At 49.8% G+C, this 20,095-nt stretch carries 19 protein-coding genes; 8 read left to right on the forward strand and 11 right to left on the reverse strand.

Features of this window, described 5'->3' with window-relative positions; genetic code table 11:
• The first annotated feature begins 54 nt into the window (after nt 1–54).
• The gene (locus H9Q78_RS03235; RefSeq protein ID WP_249303570.1) at nt 55–1,824 is read left to right on the forward strand and encodes a Na/Pi cotransporter family protein; all 1,770 of its coding nucleotides are present in this window, start codon (nt 55–57) and stop codon (nt 1,822–1,824) included.
• A 565-nt stretch (nt 1,825–2,389) separates the two neighbouring features.
• The gene (locus tag H9Q78_RS03240; RefSeq protein WP_249303571.1) at nt 2,390–2,689 is read left to right on the forward strand and encodes a hypothetical protein; all 300 of its coding nucleotides are present in this window, start codon (nt 2,390–2,392) and stop codon (nt 2,687–2,689) included.
• A gap of 31 nt (nt 2,690–2,720) precedes the next feature.
• Here the strand turns inward: H9Q78_RS03240 and H9Q78_RS03245 are convergent, their stop codons facing one another.
• The 3 genes from H9Q78_RS03245 to H9Q78_RS03255 all read right to left on the reverse strand — a co-directional run bounded on the left by H9Q78_RS03245 (nt 2,721) and on the right by H9Q78_RS03255 (nt 6,250).
• The gene (locus H9Q78_RS03245) at nt 2,721–4,115 is read right to left on the reverse strand and encodes an MATE family efflux transporter (RefSeq protein ID WP_249303573.1); all 1,395 of its coding nucleotides are present in this window, start codon (nt 4,113–4,115) and stop codon (nt 2,721–2,723) included.
• A gap of 1 nt (nt 4,116) precedes the next feature.
• Nucleotides 4,117–4,563 carry a MarR family winged helix-turn-helix transcriptional regulator gene (locus H9Q78_RS03250; protein ID WP_249303574.1) on the reverse strand — a complete coding sequence of 149 codons (447 nt, stop codon included), beginning with the start codon at nt 4,561–4,563 and terminating at the stop codon, nt 4,117–4,119.
• A gap of 271 nt (nt 4,564–4,834) precedes the next feature.
• Entirely contained in the window at nt 4,835–6,250 is a 1,416-nt protein-coding gene (locus H9Q78_RS03255; RefSeq protein WP_249303575.1) for a VanW family protein, read from the reverse strand.
• A gap of 136 nt (nt 6,251–6,386) precedes the next feature.
• Between H9Q78_RS03255 and pyrB the strand changes: the two genes are divergently transcribed.
• From pyrB to H9Q78_RS03270, 3 genes are all read left to right on the forward strand, one after another.
• Nucleotides 6,387–7,310, forward strand: a complete 924-nt coding sequence (gene pyrB, locus H9Q78_RS03260) for an aspartate carbamoyltransferase (RefSeq protein WP_249303576.1) — start codon at nt 6,387–6,389, stop codon at nt 7,308–7,310.
• Nucleotides 7,311–7,365: 55 nt separating this feature from the next.
• Nucleotides 7,366–7,788 (forward strand): aspartate carbamoyltransferase regulatory subunit, encoded by a 423-nt coding sequence (locus H9Q78_RS03265; RefSeq protein ID WP_147595545.1) that lies wholly within the window; start codon nt 7,366–7,368, stop codon nt 7,786–7,788.
• A 123-nt stretch (nt 7,789–7,911) separates the two neighbouring features.
• Nucleotides 7,912–8,337 carry a hypothetical protein gene (locus H9Q78_RS03270; RefSeq protein ID WP_249303577.1) on the forward strand — a complete coding sequence of 142 codons (426 nt, stop codon included), beginning with the start codon at nt 7,912–7,914 and terminating at the stop codon, nt 8,335–8,337.
• A gap of 526 nt (nt 8,338–8,863) precedes the next feature.
• Here H9Q78_RS03270 and H9Q78_RS03275 read toward each other — a convergent pair.
• The 5 genes from H9Q78_RS03275 to H9Q78_RS03295 all read right to left on the reverse strand — a co-directional run bounded on the left by H9Q78_RS03275 (nt 8,864) and on the right by H9Q78_RS03295 (nt 12,821).
• Nucleotides 8,864–9,385 (reverse strand): NAD(+) diphosphatase, encoded by a 522-nt coding sequence (locus H9Q78_RS03275; RefSeq protein ID WP_249303578.1) that lies wholly within the window; start codon nt 9,383–9,385, stop codon nt 8,864–8,866.
• A gap of 82 nt (nt 9,386–9,467) precedes the next feature.
• On the reverse strand, nt 9,468–10,400 hold the full coding sequence (gene cysK / locus H9Q78_RS03280) for a cysteine synthase A (protein WP_249303579.1): 933 nt from the start codon (nt 10,398–10,400) through the stop codon (nt 9,468–9,470).
• A 130-nt stretch (nt 10,401–10,530) separates the two neighbouring features.
• Complete coding sequence (locus tag H9Q78_RS03285) at nt 10,531–11,097, reverse strand: phosphatase PAP2 family protein (RefSeq protein ID WP_249303580.1); 567 nt, start codon at nt 11,095–11,097, stop codon at nt 10,531–10,533.
• Nucleotides 11,098–11,169: 72 nt separating this feature from the next.
• The gene (gene sigK / locus H9Q78_RS03290) at nt 11,170–11,802 is read right to left on the reverse strand and encodes an RNA polymerase sporulation sigma factor SigK (protein ID WP_231061327.1); all 633 of its coding nucleotides are present in this window, start codon (nt 11,800–11,802) and stop codon (nt 11,170–11,172) included.
• 104 nt (nt 11,803–11,906) lie between these two features.
• Nucleotides 11,907–12,821: a LysR family transcriptional regulator gene (locus H9Q78_RS03295; RefSeq protein ID WP_249303581.1), complete on the reverse strand. Its 915-nt coding sequence runs from the start codon at nt 12,819–12,821 to the stop codon at nt 11,907–11,909.
• A 152-nt stretch (nt 12,822–12,973) separates the two neighbouring features.
• Between H9Q78_RS03295 and H9Q78_RS03300 the strand changes: the two genes are divergently transcribed.
• The gene (locus tag H9Q78_RS03300; protein ID WP_249303582.1) at nt 12,974–13,606 is read left to right on the forward strand and encodes a chromate transporter; all 633 of its coding nucleotides are present in this window, start codon (nt 12,974–12,976) and stop codon (nt 13,604–13,606) included.
• Entirely contained in the window at nt 13,590–14,144 is a 555-nt protein-coding gene (locus H9Q78_RS03305; RefSeq protein ID WP_249303584.1) for a chromate transporter, read from the forward strand. The genes H9Q78_RS03300 and H9Q78_RS03305 overlap by 17 nt, the downstream gene beginning before the upstream one ends.
• 207 nt (nt 14,145–14,351) lie before the next feature.
• Here H9Q78_RS03305 and H9Q78_RS14470 read toward each other — a convergent pair whose 3' ends face one another.
• Nucleotides 14,352–14,474: a hypothetical protein gene (locus H9Q78_RS14470; RefSeq protein WP_283245060.1), complete on the reverse strand. Its 123-nt coding sequence runs from the start codon at nt 14,472–14,474 to the stop codon at nt 14,352–14,354.
• Between the two features lie 628 nt (nt 14,475–15,102).
• Here H9Q78_RS14470 and H9Q78_RS03310 point away from each other — a divergent pair.
• A complete protein-coding gene (locus H9Q78_RS03310; RefSeq protein ID WP_249303585.1) occupies nt 15,103–16,503 on the forward strand; it encodes an MATE family efflux transporter in 1,401 nt (466 codons plus the stop codon).
• Nucleotides 16,504–16,593: 90 nt separating this feature from the next.
• On the opposite strand, the gene aspS is transcribed toward H9Q78_RS03310, so the two are convergent.
• Nucleotides 16,594–18,339, reverse strand: coding sequence for an aspartate--tRNA ligase (gene aspS / locus H9Q78_RS03315; RefSeq protein ID WP_249303586.1), 1,746 nt, complete (start codon nt 18,337–18,339; stop codon nt 16,594–16,596).
• Nucleotides 18,340–18,697: 358 nt separating this feature from the next.
• Entirely contained in the window at nt 18,698–20,062 is a 1,365-nt protein-coding gene (locus tag H9Q78_RS03320) for an alanine/glycine:cation symporter family protein (protein ID WP_249303587.1), read from the reverse strand.
• Nucleotides 20,063–20,095: the final 33 nt, after the last annotated feature.

Here is a 20,095-nt window from a genome sequence, read left to right on the forward strand (position 1 = left end):
TAGAGACTTTACAAAAACTATAGAAAAAATTTACAAAAGAAGTGAGGGATAACTTTGACTATATTTTCTGTCTTAACTCTTTGCGGGGGCATCGGCCTGTTCTTATATGGCATGAGCCTCCTCGGCACATCGCTTGAGAAAATTGCCGGCGCCGGTTTGGAGCGCACTCTGGAGCGCCTGACCAACAGCCGCCTGAAAGGGCTGGCGCTGGGCGCCGTTGTGACCGGTGTCATCCAAAGTTCCGCGGCCACCACGGTAATGCTGGTGGGCTTTGTGAACGCCGGGATTATGAAATTTGCCCAGACCGTACCAGTCATCATGGGCGCAAATATCGGTACTACCATCACCGGGCAGATTCTCCGGCTGGGCGACTTGTCAGGTTCTCAGCTGATATTTGAGCTGATCAAGCCTTCTTCCTTCGCGCCTATCGTGATCGCCGTAGGTTCTTTTATGATTCTGATCACCAAGCGCAGAAAGACCAGGGACATCGCCCATCTTCTGATCGGCTTCGGCATCCTGTTCTTCGGCATGACCACCATGGAGTCCGCCCTGGCGCCGCTCAAGGATTCCAATGCCTTTCAGGAAATCTTTTTCATGTTCCGCAATCCCCTGCTGGGCGTCCTGCTGGGCGCAGTAGTCACAGCGGTCCTGCAGAGCTCCTCTGCTTCCGTCGGTATCTTGCAGGCCATTTCCTCTACCGGCACCGTCACCTTTTCCATGGCCGCCCCTATCATCATCGGGCAGAACATCGGCAAATGTATCACGGTCCTGATCGCCAGTATAGGAACCAATAAAAATGCCAAGCGTGTGGTAGTCTGTCATCTGATGATCAATATCATCGGCGCCATCCTATTTCTGGTGGGAATTTACGGCTTCCAAAGCCTCGTAGGCTTCGGCTTCTGGGAAAAATCCATGACCCGAGGCAATATCGCCGACTTCCATACTCTGTTTAACATCGCTACCAGCGTCATCCTGCTTCCGTTCTGCAGCGGCCTGGTCTCTATCTCCAAAAAGATTTTGAAGGACGACGCACCTTCCCGTGCGGATTCCAGTCTCGCCCTGCTGGATGATATTTTCTTAGACAGGCCCACCGTTGCTCTGGAACAGTGCCGTAAGGTAACTCTGAGCATGGGGGAGACCATCCAGGAGAATTATGACATGGCGGTGACTCTGCTGCACCACTTTGATGAAAAGACCTTTGAAAAGCTAAATGAAAATGAAGATTTCCTGGATAAATGTGAAACGGCTCTCGGCGAATACTTAGTCCGCATCACCTCGCAGAATATCCGGCGGGAAGACCAAAAGGAGGTGGCGGAGCTCCTGCACAGCGTCGGTGATTTCGAACGAATCGGCGATCTCTGCGTCAACGTGGCGGAGGTAGGCCAGTTCAACCAGGAACAGGGCATCTATTTCTCCGAAAAAGGCCTTGAGGAAATCAGAATCGTGACGGAAGCCGTAAAACATGTGGTGACCATTACCCTGGAGGCTTATAAAAATGACGATCTGGTGGTCGCCTACCGTGTGGAACCCCTGGAAGAGGTCATCGATGTGCTGAAGGAAGCTCTGAAAACCCATCATATTGAGCGGCTCAGCAACGGCGACTGCAGCGTACAAGCGGGAATCTCCCTGACGGAATTTCTGACCAATATGGAACGAATCTCCGATCACTGTTCCAATATCGCCCTCCACGTTATCGAAAAGCTGAATTCCTCCAAGAGCTTCGACTCCCATGAATATCAGCAGCTCATGCATCGTGGACTTACCGAAGAATATAAGGCTCTTTATAAATATTACGAATCCAAATATTATGATCCCATCAAATAATATCCGTATTTATGGATAACCGAAAAAGGGGCCATGAAAAGATAAACATTCATCTTTTCATGGCTCCCTTTTTATAGGACTTAACTTCGTGCGATAAGGCATACCTTGACGCACGAAGTGCGTCTGCCCGGAGGGCATGAATTAAGGGATGCCCTTGGGTATACCTTGTAATACTTTCAAACAAATGATTTACGCGATTAAGCATTAGATTAAGACAGGAGGAAATCCGCTTCCATCCAGGCGGCTCGCTGGCAGCCGTAACCAGGATCTTTACGGCCTCCAGTCGGTCCTTTTCAACTGACATGGATAAACCTTAATTTTTCCATGTCAGATTCCAACAAAATCCGCATGATATGCGATTTTTGCCTCCCTGCGGCCGGTAAGATTCTGCTAACGCCTTTGCGGCGCTCGCCTTACGATGGAATCGGATTGTTCCTCCTGCTCTTTCTCCCGCACCGAAATAAGCACTCATTTGTTATAACAGCCATTGGGGCGGACCATCGCAGCCCGCTGCCATGAGGCGCGCGGGCGTGGGGATATCCAATCCTTTTCTGGAATCTAAGAAATGAAATTTGTCCAGTATCGTGCGGCAGGCAGGGCACCGGCAGAACGATTCCGGACCGGCCTAAAGGTGAGCGCCGCAGAGCAGCGGCCGGTGTTCCCCAGGCGTAGGGAGGCAGAAACGGAAATACCGATTCCGTTTCTGAGAGAACCGGAGACGAAAAATCATCAGGATTTTCCGTCGACATGTGAGCGGTACTGCCGAAACGGGGATAAAGCGGCCCCTGCATCGCCAGCGAACCGAAATCGTGACGGTCAGGAACTTCTGCCGATGCTAAACTGGAGCTTAATCGGAGCTAATTAAAAATGATTCCAAAAAGTATTTTGTATCATGCTTATTTACACTCCTCCGCCTCTGTTTTTGACCTGGCGGTCAGCGCCGACAGAGCCTTCCGGAACTGGAAAGTGAATAATACGGCGGTAAAGGTGACCGCAATAGCGTCGGCAATCGGTTCCGCCATATAAACGGCTATGGTCTGATTCGATCTTAATATCTGCGGCAGAACGTAGATAAGAGGAATCAGAAGGATAAACTTCCTGGTCACGGCCACGGCGATGGATGCTTTGGCATTGCCGAGGGAAGTAAAAGTCATCTGGCAGGCCATCTGGATACCGAACAGGAACATAGAGGCCATATAAACCCGAAGGGCCGTCTTAGCGAAGCTTAACAGCGCTGCGTCGGATGTGAACATGGCGGCGAACATCTGCGGGAACACCATAACGCAGGACCAGAGGAGAATAGAATAGGTAAGGCTTGCTTTCAGGAGCAGGTGGAAGGTGGCCTTTACCCGGTCTGATTTTCCAGCGCCGTAATTATAGCTGATGATAGGCTGGGCGCCCTGACCCAATCCCTGGAGAGGCAGCATGGCAAACTGCATAACACTGGTCAATATGGTCATGGCACCGACTGCGATATCTCCGCCGTATTTCAGAAGAGAGGAGTTAAAGCAGACGGAGATGACACTTTCACTGGCCTGCATGATGAAGGTCGCCAGACCGAGAGCCAGGCTGGGCAGGATAATCTTCCGGCTTAAACCGAGATACTGTTTCTTGATCTTAAGTATAGTCTTTTTTCCAAACAGGAACGCCATTACCCAAATACAGGAAACAGCCTGGGAAAGGATTGTAGCCAGAGCGGCGCCCTGGACTCCGAGCCCGAATCCGAAGATAAAGATTGGATCCAGCACAATATTGCAGACAGCTCCGATGAGGACAGAGAGCATTCCGGTCTTGGCAAAGCCCTGAGCCGTAATAAAAGCGTTCATTCCCAGAGTCAGCTGGACGAATATCGTACCGATGGCATAGATATTCATATAGCTGACGCCATAATCGATGGTATTTTCACTGGCGCCGAAAGCCAGAAGGAAATCCCTGTTCCAAAGAAGGAGGATGGCAGTTAAAGCGAGAGAAATCAGTATCTGAAGGGAAAAACAATTGCCCAATGTTTTCTCTGCGGATTCCATGTCTCCCCTGCCCATAAAGATAGAAGCTCTGGGGGACCCGCCGTTGCTGACCAGGGCCGCGAAAGCGGCGACAATCATAATAAGGGGCATGCAGACGCCTACGCCGGTCAGAGCCATGGCTCCCACATTAGGGATATGTCCGATATACATACGGTCTACGATGTTATAAAGCATATTGATAAGCTGCGCGGCTACCGTAGGCAATGCGAGACGCCACAATAATTTGCCTACCGGTTCCGTTCCTAAAAAATTCTTCGTATCATTCATTTTACTGCTGCTTCCTTTCCAAACCAATGATTGTATTATTTATGATTCTTTCATTTAGTGTCATATACTGTCGGCATTCTTCCGGAGAAAATCCGTCAAATATCTGTTCCAGAAACTGCTTCCTGGCTTTTTCCAGCTCCATTATTAGAGGTAAGGCTTCCGAAGTCAGAGAAAGATGGATATAACGCCGGTCCCTTTTATCCGGTGTCCGATAGAGAAGTGACTTCTGGATGAGGGCCTCCACACCCTGAGAGACATTTCCTTTTGGCAGCATTCGTATTTCTGAAATATCTCCTGCCGTATCTTTTTCAGGATTGTTGTGAAGAAAACTGATGATATTGACCTCAATCTGCGTGAGATGATACGCCTCACAGACGTTCTTGAGACAAAGCTCATATAATTTGATCATCCTCCGGACGGATAATAGTATTTCTGTGTTTTGATTCATATGGTCCCTCCCTTCCATCTATGTAATTTAGTTCGATTAAGAACTGTTTTATCCAAAACTATTATACCTCATATGTAACGGATGTCAAGAATAACATACCTTGCCGCACGAAGTGCGCCTGCCAGGAGGACATGAATTAAGGGATGCCCTTGGGTATACCTCGCCGCACGAAGTACGCCCGCCCGGAGGGTATGAATTAAGGGATGCCCTTGGGTATGAAATAAAAGAATCCCTGCCATGTGGCAGGGATCGAAACTTTTAATATGCGGTATCAGCTCCCGCTGTTTCTGCGGATTATCGGCGTCTGAGGATTATAGGTACTGTTATGGAGAAATTCACGGCTGATCTCCACTCCATCCTTCATCACCACCAGATCGGTGACCACACGGTAGCCTTCCTTTCCCCAACTCTTATATTTTTCTTCTCCCGGCGCAAGGGTATCATCCTCCACATATTCCGGCTCCGGAATCGGAAGCGTCTCTTCTATTTTGGAATCCATCATAACAGAAACCCCTTCCTCCAGTACGGGGATCCCGTAAATATAACAAGTCACCTCCGCGCCGTCGGCATCCACCAAGACCAGAACATTGCCGGAGGAATTGTTGACGAATTTAAGATCCGAATAGGAATAGGCGATCATAGCATCCTCTCCCAGATTAACATAGGAGACCGTCATGCTGTGACTGTTCCTCTCTGTGGTCTTAAGTCCTGATTTCACGACTGCGTTATATATGGTAGAGGATACCTGACACACGCCTCCGCCGAACTCCGGAACCACCTGCCCCTGAGCATAGGTCGCGGCCTGCCTGTATCCCTGGGATTCATTCGTCTCGCCCACCAGGGCGTTCATGGAAAATTCTTCACCCGGCGCCAAAACCGTATTGTTGATGGTATCGGAAGCCAATTTTACATTATGATCCCGGTCTTCACTGTTCACGTTCGCTTCTGTGCGGAACTTCGCAATACAGGTATAGGCTTCCTTTGCCTGCTCCAGGTTAAGCTCCGGAATGACCTCAGACACTTTTCCGGCCAGAGCGGCGTCATAATCCTGGACATCCAGCGCTGCCCGAAGTTTGGTCTTCAGATCCTCCTGGTCCACCTGCCGTCCAGACTCCTCCGCAGAATACTGGAATCCGTCTTCTTCATCATATCCAGTCAGAGCCGCGTTTTTAGCGGCTACGTCATACCGGGCGGCTACGTTTGCAACGGCCTTCTCCAGTTTTGTTTCTTCGTAAGAATCGGATACCGTATAATACTTGGCCTTCCGTTTTAAAAGCGTGATGTCCGACAGGCGTTCCTCATCGCTGCCCTCATGCCCCAGGCGGAAAGCCTCCGCCAGAATCTCGTCTGTATTGTGCGTAAGGATATTATCCACATCGTATGATTCTCCTCCGCAGTCCACCTTGACCGCCCAGGTATAGCGCCCTTCCACCGCGGCAGCCACCTTTTCCCTGGCCTGGTCCATGGTAAGCCCATCCAGGGGAATATTTTCCACAAAGATCCCTTCATAAAAGGTTTCCGAATGAGACAATATCTGGTTATGCTCAACGGACTTTTTCACTATGAAAATCCCTATCACCAGGGCCACTATCCCGAGGGCCGCCAGCACCATGCAGAGCATCGGAGCCCGCTCCCACAGACTTTTCTTTTTTTTGTCATGAGTCTGTTCTTTATCTGTAATCTTCATATTTACCTCTCAAAGCCACCGTTTGTGCCCTACTTATACTTTACAAAAAATACCTCAATTTGTCTATGGAATATATTGCGTATTTTGAAGTTTTCGTATATACTGGTACAAAAGAAAAAAAGGAGGATGTTCACACATGAGACATTTACTGAGTCCTCTGGACTTCTCGGTAGACGAGCTGAATCGCCTTATGGATCTGGCTGGTGATATCGAAGCCCATCCGGTCAAATATTCCGAAGCCTGTAAGGGCAAAAAACTTGCCACTTTATTTTATGAACCAAGTACCCGCACCCGTTTAAGCTTTGAAGCAGCGATGCTTAATCTAGGGGGCAGTGTTCTTGGTTTTTCTTCTGCCGATTCCAGCTCAGCTGCGAAGGGAGAAAGCGTTTCCGATACCATACGCGTGATTTCCTGTTACGCGGACATCTGCGCCATGCGCCATCCCAAAGAGGGCGCGCCCATGGTAGCTGCCACAAAATCCCGTATTCCTGTGATCAACGCGGGCGACGGCGGACACCAGCATCCCACCCAGACCCTGACCGATCTTCTGACCATCCGTTCCCTGAAGGGGCGTCTGGACAACATGACCGTAGGACTGTGCGGAGATCTGAAATTCGGCCGTACTGTTCATTCTCTGATCAACGCACTGGTTCGCTATACCGGCATCCGGTTTGTGCTCATTTCTCCGGAGGAGCTGAGGGTCCCCAGCTATATAAGGGAAAATGTGCTGGACGCCAACCATATCCCTTATGAAGAAGTCCGTGACCTGGAAACCGCCATGCCGTCCCTGGATATTCTTTATATGACCCGTGTTCAGAAGGAACGGTTCTTCAATGAAGAAGAATATATCCGCATGAAGGACTGTTATATCCTGGATAAATCAAAGCTTGAAAATGCCAAGCCGGATATGAGCATCCTGCATCCGCTCCCCCGTGTCAATGAGATTTCCGTAGAAGTGGACGACGATCCCAGAGCCGCATATTTCCAGCAGGCGCAGTACGGCGTTTATATCCGGATGGCGCTCATCCTCACTCTACTCGGCATCTCAGTGGAAGGATAAGGCTTCCGGCGGAAATTTTGACTGCTGTTATATTTTATAGAAAGGATGAAAATATATGTTAAATATAGGCGGATTGAAAAATGGCATTGTCCTTGACCATATCCAGGCCGGCAAGAGTATGGATATTTATAAGTACTTAAAGCTGGACAAGCTGGACTGCCAGGTGGCCATCATCAAAAATGCAAGGAGCAATAAGATGGGGCGCAAGGATATCCTTAAAATAGAAGGCGGCCTGGATGTTGTGGATCTGGATGTGCTCGGATATATCGATCACAACATCACAGTCAATATCATCAAAGATGAAAAAATCGTGGAAAAAAGGACTGTAAAGCTTCCGAAAAAGCTCACCAATGTCATCCAATGCAAAAACCCACGCTGCATCACCTCCATTGAGCAGGAGCTGCCCCATATCTTTCTCTTGGCCGATGAAGAAAACCAGGTATACCGGTGCGCGTACTGTGAAGAAAAATATAAATAGAACTAAAACGGCTGCGGAAGAGATTCCGCCGCCGTTTTTTAATTTTTAGGCTGAAAAAAGTAAATATAAATCGTTCAAACAAATTTGCCATAAAATCAGTCTATTCATTTAGGTGGTGACAATATGAAAAAAATTTTAATCCTTTTTTCAGTTTTATTAATAGTATTTTTAATTATTGTATATGTGAGGCATGTACCCAAATTATCTGGTGAGTATATAGAAAAAATTTCCGTGATTGTTCATTCAGAATATGGTGTCAAACAATATTACATACGTGATCCTGATATTATTACAGAATTATGCGATGAAATCAACACTTTGAAAAAAACAGCTTTTTATGATTTTTTAGGTCGAAGAGCAGGCGGCTGGAGGATACATTTGCGTTTTTTCAATACGGACGGAATTGAAAAAAGGAGTACAACCTTTAAGAAAGAAGTGATAAGTTATGACGGTATCATAAACAAAACGTTTTATGTAAATGAAACGATTGTAGACGAAATCCAAAAGAAATTAATTGAAATCGGGGAAGAATATGAAAATAAAAGGTAAAAAGTTATATGTTGCTGTATTATAATACTTACAATGTGTTCTACTTCCATTGGTAATTTTATTGCAATCAAGGAAATAATTGCAATCCATGATGTTTTCCTAAAGGAAGATGAATTAGTTTATTTCATATCTGCCAGTGGTGTATCCCGCTATTTTTATGTACCCTTTGAAAACGCAGGATACCCAATATATGATTTAGTAAATAAGGTAGTAGTTGAATTCTCTGTGGAATCAAATAATAAATTCATAACTGCTGCTCCTAATATTAATAAGATTTACTATGTAGGGCCACCTGGTTATATAATGCTACAGGTTCCTATTCTTATGCTGTAGTTAATGATGGATGGGGAGGTAGTGGCATCCAGATCAATCTATCTTACGGTTCTCAAATTGTTCACTAACAAAGTAAGCGAAAACAATGAAGGGTACCATATTGGTACCCTTCACACTGTAGACAAACCCTCCGTTATCGCAAAGAATTCTCTTCCACCAGAATAAAACACAATTACTGCTTCCGCAGCCGTTTTCAAAACAGGCAGCTGTCATACGCCTTGTCATACCGTTTTCTTTTTGCCAGCCAGCGAAGAAGGAATTTCTCCGCCAGGCTCCCGTGGCTGATCGCCTCCTTCGCTTCCTCCGGCGTATACCAGGCCGCATAATCCACTTCCTTTGTCATTCGGCTCAGATCGTCTGAATCCACAATACTCGCAAAATTGAGCATCAGCGTATTGCTCTTGGCAAAATACTCGCTCTCATTGAAGCAGCATTCCGTCACATGAAGTCCCATTTCCTCTCTCACCTCTCTGGCGAGAGCATGCTCTGCCGCCTCTCCCTTGTTCACATAACCGGCAACCAGGATGTTTTTATCCCTCCCATATTGCTTTATCAGAAGGATTTTCTCCGAATCCGGGCTGTATACAATGGTACTGATGGCAACGTTATAGGTAGGAAACCGATATGCCCGGCAGGTCTCACAGTAAGGGACCATCCCCTCATTTTCCAGAAATTTTTCTTTCAGCTCTGTCCCACATTCCGTACAATAAGACATGATCTTTAAATCCTCTCTTTTCCCTCATTCTGTCATTTCTCCGGTCCGTCACTCCTCCGGTCTTTCATCCTGTACCGCAGGATCACTCACCGAAAAGGCTCGTAGACAGATACCGTTCTCCTGAGTCCGGCAGCAGCACCGCAATGCTGCATCCTCTATTCTCCGGCTTTTTAGCCAGCTCTATGGCAGCAAAGACCGCCGCTCCTGAAGAGATTCCCACCAGGATGCCCTCTTTGGCTGCGATGGCTCTCGCCGCCTCATAGGCTTCTTCCGTAGTGACGCAGATCAGCTCGTCATATATGGAAGTATCCAAAACCTCCGGCACAAAACCGGCTCCGATGCCCTGCAGGCCGTGAGGGCCTGCCTGTCCGCCGCTCAGGACCGGTGAATCCGCAGGCTCCACTCCCACCACCTTCACCGCAGGGTTCATTTCCTTCAAATACCGGCCCGCACCGGTAATCGTCCCGCCTGTTCCTATCCCAGCCACGAAAATATCCACCATGCCCTCGGTATCCTCCCATATCTCAGGTCCTGTGGTCTCATAGTGCGCCTTTGGATTGGCCGGATTCGCAAACTGTCCGGCCACAATGCTGCCAGGGATCTCTTTCGCCAGCTCCTCCGCTTTTGCGATGGCTCCCGCCATCCCCAGAGCCCCTTCCGTCAAAACGAGCTTCGCTCCATGGGCTGTCATCAGCTTCTGCCGTTCCACACTCATGGTATCCGGCATCACGATCATCGCCTCATACCCCTTCGCCGCGGCAATAGCTGCCAGACCAATCCCCGTATTTCCGCTTGTCGGCTCAATGATCACAGCTCCCGGCGAAAGCCGCCCGTCGGCTTCAGCCTTTTCAATCATGGAGACCGCCACTCTGTCCTTCGAGCTTCCTGCCGGATTCAGATATTCCAGCTTTCCCAGGATTCTCGCTTCTATCCCCTCTCCAGCCGTAAGGCGTCTCATCTCCAGCAGAGGCGTATGCCCTGTGATCTCTTCAATCCCATGATAAATCCTTCCCATATTTCCCTCCTGCTTCAGGTTCTTATTTGCTTTTTCTGCATGTCCATTTTACGCCGCCCCATTTACTCTGTCAACCGAAACAAAAGCCGGCTAAACCAGCCGGCTCACAAATCCTCAAAAATCTTTTCTCTTAATCTTTTTTATGGTTCTCTGCAGTCTTCCGCTGCTGTCTCCGGCAGAACAGAGCCACCGCCAGCGCGCAGAGAAAGCCTATCAGCATCCCGGCCAGCACATCAGTCGGGAAATGGACCCCGACATACAGCCTGGAAAATGCGATCAGAAAAGCCAGCACCAGCAGAGCATAGCCCCAGATTTTCTTTCCCTTCGGCAAAGTCAGGCAGAGCACGCAGGCCGCCGCGAAAGAGCATCCGGAATGTCCCGACGGGAAAGAGAAATCCCGCGGCGCCGCTACCAGCGGAATCAGATCCGAATACTGGTTGAAGGGTCTGGCGCGCTGCACCAAATTCTTAAGCCCCAAATTGAGAATCACAAAATCCAGCGCCAAAGCCGCCAGCACAAACAGTCCATATTTCCTGGTCTTTGGATACAGGAGGAGGGCTATGCCCAGGACAATAAAAAACCACCCCACATCTCCTAAGGATGTGACCGCCTTCATAAAGCCGTTAAGCCAGCCGGCCCGCAGGTTTTCCTGTATAAAAAGTAAAATCCCGTGTTCCAGGGTCCCAAGCCATTCCATATGTCATCCTCCTCGTACCTGGCATTTCGCAGGTATCCGTATTTTGCATATCATATCATAAGACCGTCCGCTTCACAAGCTTTTCCTGTCCATCACATCCCGCAGTTTTAGAAGCGCTCCCTTCTCTATCCTGCTCACATAGGAACGGCTGATCCCGAGAACAGAGGCCACCTCCCGCTGTGTATGTTCTTTTCCCCCAAACAGGCCGTACCGCATGGCGATCACCTGTTTCTCCCTGTCACTCAGTATCTCCCCATAGGCCTCATGCATCCTTTTGATGTCCTGGTCCGTGGATATTTTTTCCGCCACGTCCTTACTCTCTGCTTCTATGATGTCTACCAGGCTGATGACATTGCCCTCTTTGTCCGTGCCAATGGGCTCATAAAGAGAAACCTCCCGGCCTTTCTTCCGCTCAGCCCGGAGGAACATGAGGATCTCATTATCGATGCACTTCGCCGCATACGTCCCCAGCCTGTTTGCCCGGTCGGGATTAAAGGTATCCACGGCTTTGATCAAACCGATGGTGCCGATGGAGATCAGATCCTCCATCTCATAATCCGTCTGGCTGTATTTCTTTACAATATGTGCCACCAGGCGCATATTGCGCTCCACCAGCACATCTTTCGCTTCCCGCTCCCCTTGCTTCAGCTGCTCCAAAAATGTACGCTCCTCTGAAATAGTCAAGGGCTTTAAGAAGGTTTTCATGAAAAGGCTACCCCGGCAAGTTCTTTCTATTACTTTATGCAGGGACATCTTTCGTAGTGCTTTTACACTTTTTTATTTTTTTTGACAGGACAAGACAAGGCATGTCAGATTTGGGGGATTTCTTGTCCTTTCGCAGTTCTGCCCTTACATGAACGAACAGATTTAAGCAGTCCGCGCATCGGCATGGTCACATATTTGCTCCGGTGGCGGACCGCTATCAGCTCATTCTCCAGCTTAAGATCAGGTACCTCCAGCTCGATGAGCTCTCCTTTTCGTATCTCTTTTTCCACGAGAGGCTCAGGAAGCACAGTAATTCCCAGACCTGCCTTCGCCGCTTCCATAAGCGCCTGGGAATTTACACTCGTCCATCTCGGATAAGCGGCATACCCGTTCAAATACAGCGCGCTGTCAAAGGTATCCCGGACCGCGCTCCCTTTTTCCCGAAGCAGCAGCTTTTCCTGGCTCAGTTCCTTCACATCCGCCGGGCCCGGCTTTTTTCGGTAACCGGGGGCGCAAAGGATCTTCATGGAATAGGAAGCAAAAATCTCGCAGACATAGGCCCCCTGTGGAAGAGTCCCTTCTGTCAGCGCCAGATCTACTTTTCCCTTTTGCAGAAGATTCATAGCGCCGGCAGCCGGCGCCACATCCACATACACTTCCGTATCCGGCCATTCCGAGTGAAAGCTCCGCAGGGCCTCCGGAAGCCAGAAGGAGGCAATGGTGATACTTGATACGATACGCAGGGGAGCCTGGTATTCCAATCGTCCCATATGCGCCTCCAATGTATCACATGAAGCCAGGATTGGCGTAACCTCTTCCAGCAAAAGCTGTCCGCACGGCGTCAGGCGCACTTTTCTAGGAAGCCGGTCAAACAGTTCTGTACCGGCCTCCTCTTCCATTTCCCGAATGGCATGGGATACGGCAGACTGGGTGATATAAAGCCTGTCAGCCGCTTTTGTGAAACTGCCCGTTTCCGCCACTGTCTGCAATATCCGAAAATGCCGCAGTGTCATCGCCATAATCTTTCCTCCGTCTTTCTAACTCATGAATTTTATTAATGGATATCTCAAAATTATATCATTTTACGAATGTCATATCAAGGCCTATAATAATTCAGGAGGCTTACATAAAGCCTGGCAAATCACTAAGAATTGGAAAGGAGGACACAGACATGTCTGTATCCCAGAACTCAGTTTCCTCGAAAGAATCTCCAAAACCTGGCATTAAAGAATCCTGCCGGCTTTGGTTCTGGCTCTTCCGCGTCAATTTGTTCATCAGCACGTTCACCTTCGGCGGTGGGTACGTCGTAGTTCCCATGATCCGAAAGTATTTTGTATTTCAAAAACGGCTGTTCACCGAAGAAGAGCTTGTATCCATGGCCGCCGTCGCCCAGTCGACCCCGGGGGCCATTGCAATCAATCTGTCCGCCCTGGCCGGATATCATACGGCCGGATTTGCCGGCGCAGTCATAAGCTGCGCGGCCGCGGTCATCCCGCCTTTCGCCATACTGTCACTTGTTTCTCTCTGGTACGCCGCCTTCGCATCCAATCATTTAATCGCGGCCATACTGAAAGGAATGCAGGCGGGAGTTGCCGCGCTGATCGTAGACCTGGTAGCCGATATGTGCGCCATGGTACTCAAAGAACGTTCCATTCTCCTGACCGCTATGGTACCCGCTGCCTTCTGCGCGGTCTTTTTCCTGAATATCAATGTGGCTCTGATTCTGATCGTCTGCTGTCTGCTTTGTATCCTGCGTATATGGCAAAAACAGAGAAAGGAAAAATGTGATGAATCTTTTACTTAAACTGCTGGGCGTTTTTTCTCAGATTGGGCTTTTCAGTATCGGCGGCGGATATGCGATCATTCCTCTGATACAGGAACAGGTGGTAAACAGGCATGGCTGGGTCACCCAGCAGACCTTCACCGACATTATCACCATTTCCCAGATGACACCGGGTCCCCTGGCTGTCAATACCTCCACCTTTGTCGGCATACAGATTGCGGGGCTTCCGGGCGCCATAGCCGCTACTCTGGGATGTATCATCTCCGGAATCTGCCTTTCTATCCTGCTCTACCGTTTTTTTCAAAAACACCGTAACTCAACCTATGCTCTGGAAGTCCTAAACGGCCTTAAATCTGCCTCTCTCGGCCTGATCGTCTCTGCTGCGGTCACCATCCTCCTGCTGACCTTCACCGGCAGCAGCACGATACAGGCAGGAGCCGCCATAGACTGGACCGCAGTCATCGTCTTCGTTGCCTGCCTGTTTGTCCTGAGAAAATGGAAAATCAATCCTATCCTTCTCATGGTGGTTACCGGAATCCTAGGGGGAATCCTGTACTGAAGACCATACCTCGCCGCACAAAGTGCGCCCGCCCGGAGGGCATGAATTAAGGGATGCCCTTGGGTATGATACTAAATACTTTTTGGAATCATTTTTTAATAAGCTCAGATCAAACCTCAGTTAGATACCGGCAGAAGTTCCGGGCCGTCACGATTTCGGTTCGCTGGCGATGCAGGGGCCGTTTTATCCCCGCTCCGGCAGTACCGCTCACATGTCGGCGGGAAATCCGGATGATTTCCCGTCTCCGGTTCGCTCAGAAACGGAATCGGTATTTTTCGTTTCTGCCTCCCTCCGCCTGGGGAACACCGGCAGCTGCCCTGCGGCGCTCACCTTTAGGCCGGCCCGGAATCTTTCTGCCGTTTTTTTTCTGTCGCACCGTTAAAGATAGGCGCCATGTCCCTGATTCCAGAAAAGGATTGGATATCCATACGGCCCGCGCGCCTAACGGCAGCGGGCCGCGGTGGGCCGCCCCAATGGCTTTTATAACAAACGAGCGCCTACTTTGGTGCGGCAAGAGGAGCGGGAGGAACAATCCGATTCCATCGTAAGGCGAGCGCCGCAAAGCCGTTAGCAGAATTTTCCCGGCCGCAGGGAGGTAAAAACCGAATTTCATGCAGGTTTTTATTGGAATCTGCCATGGAAAAATATCGATTTATCCATGGCAGTTGGAAAGGACCGACCAGAGGCCGTAAAAATTCTGGTTACGGCTGCCAGCTAGCCGCCTGGATGGAAGCAGATTTCCTCCTGTCTCATCTGTGTCATAAGATAAATTTGTTTTAAAAGTATTGAAAGTATACCCAAGGGCATCCCTTAATTCATGCCCTCCGGGCGGGCGCACTTTGTGCGGCGAGGTATGCCTTAAAAGAACCCAAAAATCCGCTTGCCTCTCCCGGATTTTTCTGCTATAGTACCCTCGTGTGCCTGACCGCACGATTAATTTTCAGGGGGACTTCTACATATGAAAACGCAGGTAAATTTAGGGAAAGATTCCGTATTTTCTCTTGTGCTGCATTTGGCCATACCGACCATGATCGCCAATTTTGTCAACGTCCTTTACAATATTGTAGACCGGATGTTCATCGGCAATATTCCCAAGGTGGGAGGACTCGCTCTCGCAGGCGCGGGCGTCTGCGGCCCCATCGTGACTCTTCTGACTTCCTTCGGTTCCCTCATCGGCCTGGGCGGTTCTATTCTTTTTTCCATGCGTCTGGGCGAGGGACGAAAAAAAGAGGCAGAAACCATCCTGTCCAACAGTTTTCTGATGCTGGCGGCTGTGTCTGCCGTCCTCACGTTTCTGTTTCTCATCCTTAAAAACAAGCTGCTCATGTGGTTTGGCGCCAGCGCTGTCACATTTCCTTACGCCAATACCTATATGACCATCTATACCCTCGGGACCTTTTTCGCCCTGATGGCCGTCGGACTCAATTATTTCATCACCTGTCAGGGCTTTGCTTCCGTCAGCATGGTGACCGTACTGATCGGCGCAGTCTCAAACATCATCCTGGATCCCATCTTTATCTTTGTTTTCCGGATGGGTGTGGCCGGCGCCGCCGTCGCAACGGTGCTGTCCCAGATGTTTTCCTGCCTGTTCGCCCTCTCCTTCCTGTTTGGTCGGAGGGTATCCGTCCGCATCACCTTTGGAAACTATTCTTCCTCACTCATGCGGAGAATCATCCACCTGGGCATCTCCCCTTTTCTTATCATGGCCACCGACAGTATCATTATGATCGTACTGAACAGCTCCCTGCAGCGTTACGGCGGACCGGCAGAAGGCGATCTGCTGATCACAGCCGGCACGATCATCCAAAGCTACATGCTGATCATCACTTCCACCATGCTTGGCATATCCAGCGGCACTCAGGCCATCTTAAGCTATAATTACGGAGCAAAGCAGGCGGACCGGATCAAGCAGGCAGAAAAGTATATCTTGATGCTCTGTCTGATCTTCACCTCTGTCATGTTCCTCATCTCCCGGCTGCTGCCCGCTTATTTCGCCCGGATATTTACCAGCGATCCCTCTCAGATCCGCATGGCAGTCTGGGGAATCCATGTATGTACCTTATCCATCATACCTCTCAGCTTTCAATATGCTTTTGTGGATGGTCTGACAGCTCTGGGATGCACAAGGGCTGCGCTGACCCTTTCCATGTTCCGAAAGGGCTCCTATGTAATTTTCGTGCTGGCGCTGCCCGCGTTTCTCGGCGCTAAAAACGCCTTTTATGCGGAGCCGCTCTGTGATATCCTTGGCTCTGCAGCCGCCACCATCTCTTTCTTCCTCATATTCCAAAAGCATCTGGACAGGCGGATGCACGAAGTCCCGCCTCCGCTCAGAAACGATTCGCCGATGAAAACGGTATAGATAGTATGACAAAGGACATTTCCAAAGCCCAAAGGCTTTCGGAAATGTCCTTTTCTATCTCCCGCATATAAAAAGCTGACCGCTTGTTTTTTACTGACGCACTTTAATGTGAACCTCCCTGAGCTGCTGCTCCGTCACTTCTCCCGGCGCGCCGCACATCAGATCCTGAGCCGTCCCGCTCATGGGGAATGCGATCACCTCCCGGATATTTTCTTCGTTTCTCAGAAGCATGATCATCCTGTCAACCCCCGGCGCCATGCCTGCGTGGGGCGGCGCTCCAAACTGGAACGCACTGTAAAGGGCGCCGAATTTATTTTTAAGTGTTTCCTCATCATATCCGGCAATCTCGAAAGCCTTCACCATGACATCCATATCATGGTTCCGGACAGCTCCTGAGGACAGCTCCACGCCGTTGCAGACGATGTCATACTGATAAGCCAGGATATCCAGAGGATCCTTCGTATTCAGCGCTTCCAGGCCGCCCTGCGGCATAGAGAACGGATTATGGGTGAATCCGACCTTCTTAGTCTCCTCATCCAGCTCAAACATCGGGAAATCGTTGACATAGCAGAAACGGTACGCTTTCTTTTCTATGAGCTCCAGCCGCTCGCCCAGCTCATTTCGAATCTGGCCCGCGTATTTTGCCGCTCTTTCCTCATTGTCGGCCACAAAGAAAATCACATCATCCGCAGCGAGTCCTGCCAGCTCTGCCAGCTCCGTCTTTTTCTCATCGGGGATGAATTTATCGATCGGTCCCTTATAGGACATGTCCTCCTTTACCTCCAGGTAACCCAGACCGCCCATGCCTATCGACTGAGCGAACTTCAAAAGCTTTTCATGGAAGCCCTTGGACAGCTTCGCGTGGACCTTGATCGCCCGGACCGTCTTCTTATGAAAGGGCTTAAAGGTACAGCCCTGGAAAAATTCCGTCACATCCAATATCCGAAGCGGGTTCCGAAGATCTGGCTTGTCCGTGCCAAATTCCAGCATGGCCTGCTTATAGCTGATGACCGGATAAGGCGCCTCGGTAATCTCGTAACCCTCCGGTGCGAACTCTTTAAATGCCCCGGTCAGCACTTCCTCGCCCACCCGAAACACATCCTCCTGGGTGGCAAAGCTCATCTCAAAATCCAGCTGATAGAATTCTCCCGGAGAACGGTCCGCACGGGCATCCTCATCACGGAAGCAGGGCGCGATCTGAAAATATTTATCGAAACCAGATACCATCAGAAGCTGTTTATACTGCTGGGGCGCCTGGGGCAGAGCATAGAACTTTCCTTTATATTTCCTGGAAGGAACGATATAATCCCTGGCTCCTTCCGGAGAGGAAGCGCAGAGGATCGGCGTCTGAATCTCCACAAACCCCAGCTCTGTCATCTTTTCTCTCAGGTAACGGATGACTTTGGAACGGAACAGAATATTTTCCTTTACCTTTTGGTTCCGGAGATCCAAATAGCGGTATTTCAAACGGACATCCTCCCGGATATCTTTGGAAGAAGTGACCTCAAAGGGCAGATCCCGGTAGACCTTGCCAAGCATTTTAATGCTGTGCGCCTCCAGTTCAATGGTACCGGTAGGAATCTTCGGGTTATACGTCTCCTCATCCCGGTGTTGGATCAATCCTTCTACAGAAATGCATTCCTCTTTACGAATTCCTTTTAAGAGGCCCGTATCCTTGAGAACCACCTGCATCACTCCGTACATATCACGTAAATCGATGAAAGACACGCCTCCGTGGTCACGGATATTTTCCACCCAGCCTGCGATTTTCAGTTCCGCTCCCACGTCCCCTTCTCCAATTTGGTCCATGGTCTTGTTTCGATACATGTCTGACATTTTCTCTTTCTCCTTTACTTTTTTAAGAACAAAAAATAAGCTGCCGTCCGGAAATTCAACTTTCAGGACGAACAGCTTTCATGTCCGCGGTACCACCTGATTTACCGCCGTCCATACGGCAGTCCCCTCATGGTCTGCTGATTCACGCCCAGCTCACGGCGCACCTACTGTCCGTCAGTACGGAGTTCAGATTGCAGCTGATAGAGTGTTATTCATATAGATTCACTTTACAGGATTCTCACTGCCGCCTGCTCACTGGGAACGATAATCTATACTACTTCTCTCCGTCATAGCCTTTACCGTATTTTATAATACAGAATTTATTTTGTCAATTCATTTTTCCCTTTGTTTTACATTCTTATTCACCCAGCTCTTCTTTTTCATCCAAATGGCCGCCCCACAGAAAATATCTGGTCTCTTTTACGATCACACCCTGCAGGATCAGCAGGCAGATGAGGTTCGGAACCGCCATCAGTCCGTTCAGCAGATCGGAAAATTCCCATATCACTCCCATGGACGCCACAGCGCCCGCAAACAGCGCGGCCAGATAGATCAGCCGGTAATATTTGATGCCCCGGCCTCCGAACAGATATATGACTGCCCGTTCGCCATAAAAGCTCCATCCTAAAATGGTGGCAAAGGCAAAGATGACCAGCGATACGGCAAAAATAACGTGGCCGTACTGGTTCATGAGTCCAAAGGACTGCTCTGCCAGCTGGCCCCCGGATAACCCGTTAAACACCGCAGGTTTATGAAGCATAGAAGACACGATCACAATGCCGGTCACGGCACAGAACACTACCGTATCCCAAAAAGTGCCTGTCATGGAGACTAACGCCTGCCTCACGGAATTTCTGGTCCTGGCGCTGGCCGCCGCCATCGGCGCGGTTCCAAGGCCCGACTCATCGGAAAACAGCCCTCTTGCGATTCCATGGCGGGATGCTGAAAGAATAGTACTGCCTACGAATCCTCCCAGGGCTGCCCTCGGTGTAAACGCCGCCGTCACAATAAGCTTCAGAGCCGGAAAAAGATACGCCCGGTTTATGAACAAAAGGGCCCCGCTTCCCGCCATATAAAATATGGCCATAAAAGGCACCAGCTTCTCACACGCCCGGGAAACGGCTTTCGCACCTCCCAGCATTACGATGGCCGCCAGGACCGATACCACTGCGCCCGTAACTGCAGGCTTTACATTGAACGCCGTACTCATGACGCTGCTGATGGCATTGGCCTGTACGGTACAGCCGGTGCCAAAGGTGGCGCAGATCGCGAAAAACGCAAAAACCACAGCCAGCGGTTTACAGTGAAGTACATTCTCCATCACATACATGGGCCCGCCCACATATCCTCCGTCTTTATCCTTCACACGGTACTTCACAGACAGCAGAGATTCCCCGTATTTCGTCGCCATGCCGAATACGCCGGTCAGCCAGCACCAGGCCACCGCTCCCGGACCTCCCATCGCAACGGCTATGGATACCCCGATGATATTTCCTGTTCCGAGTGTCGCGGCCAGAGCCGTCGCCAGGGCCCCGAACTGGCTCATCTCCCCCTCGCTGTCCTCATCTTCCGTCACCGACAGCCGGAGAGCCTTGAATATTTTCCGCTGGGGCGCCCGAAGGCGGATAGTCAAGAGCAGATGCGTACCGAACAAAAGGGCCATCATGGGAATTCCCCATACAAAATTGTTACACAGACCTAAAAGGTTTTCCAATACTTTCATGTAACAACTGTATGGGGAATTTCTCTGTTTTAG

This window comes from Qiania dongpingensis, assembly GCF_014337195.1.
Classification (GTDB): domain Bacteria; phylum Bacillota; class Clostridia; order Lachnospirales; family Lachnospiraceae; genus Lientehia; species Lientehia dongpingensis.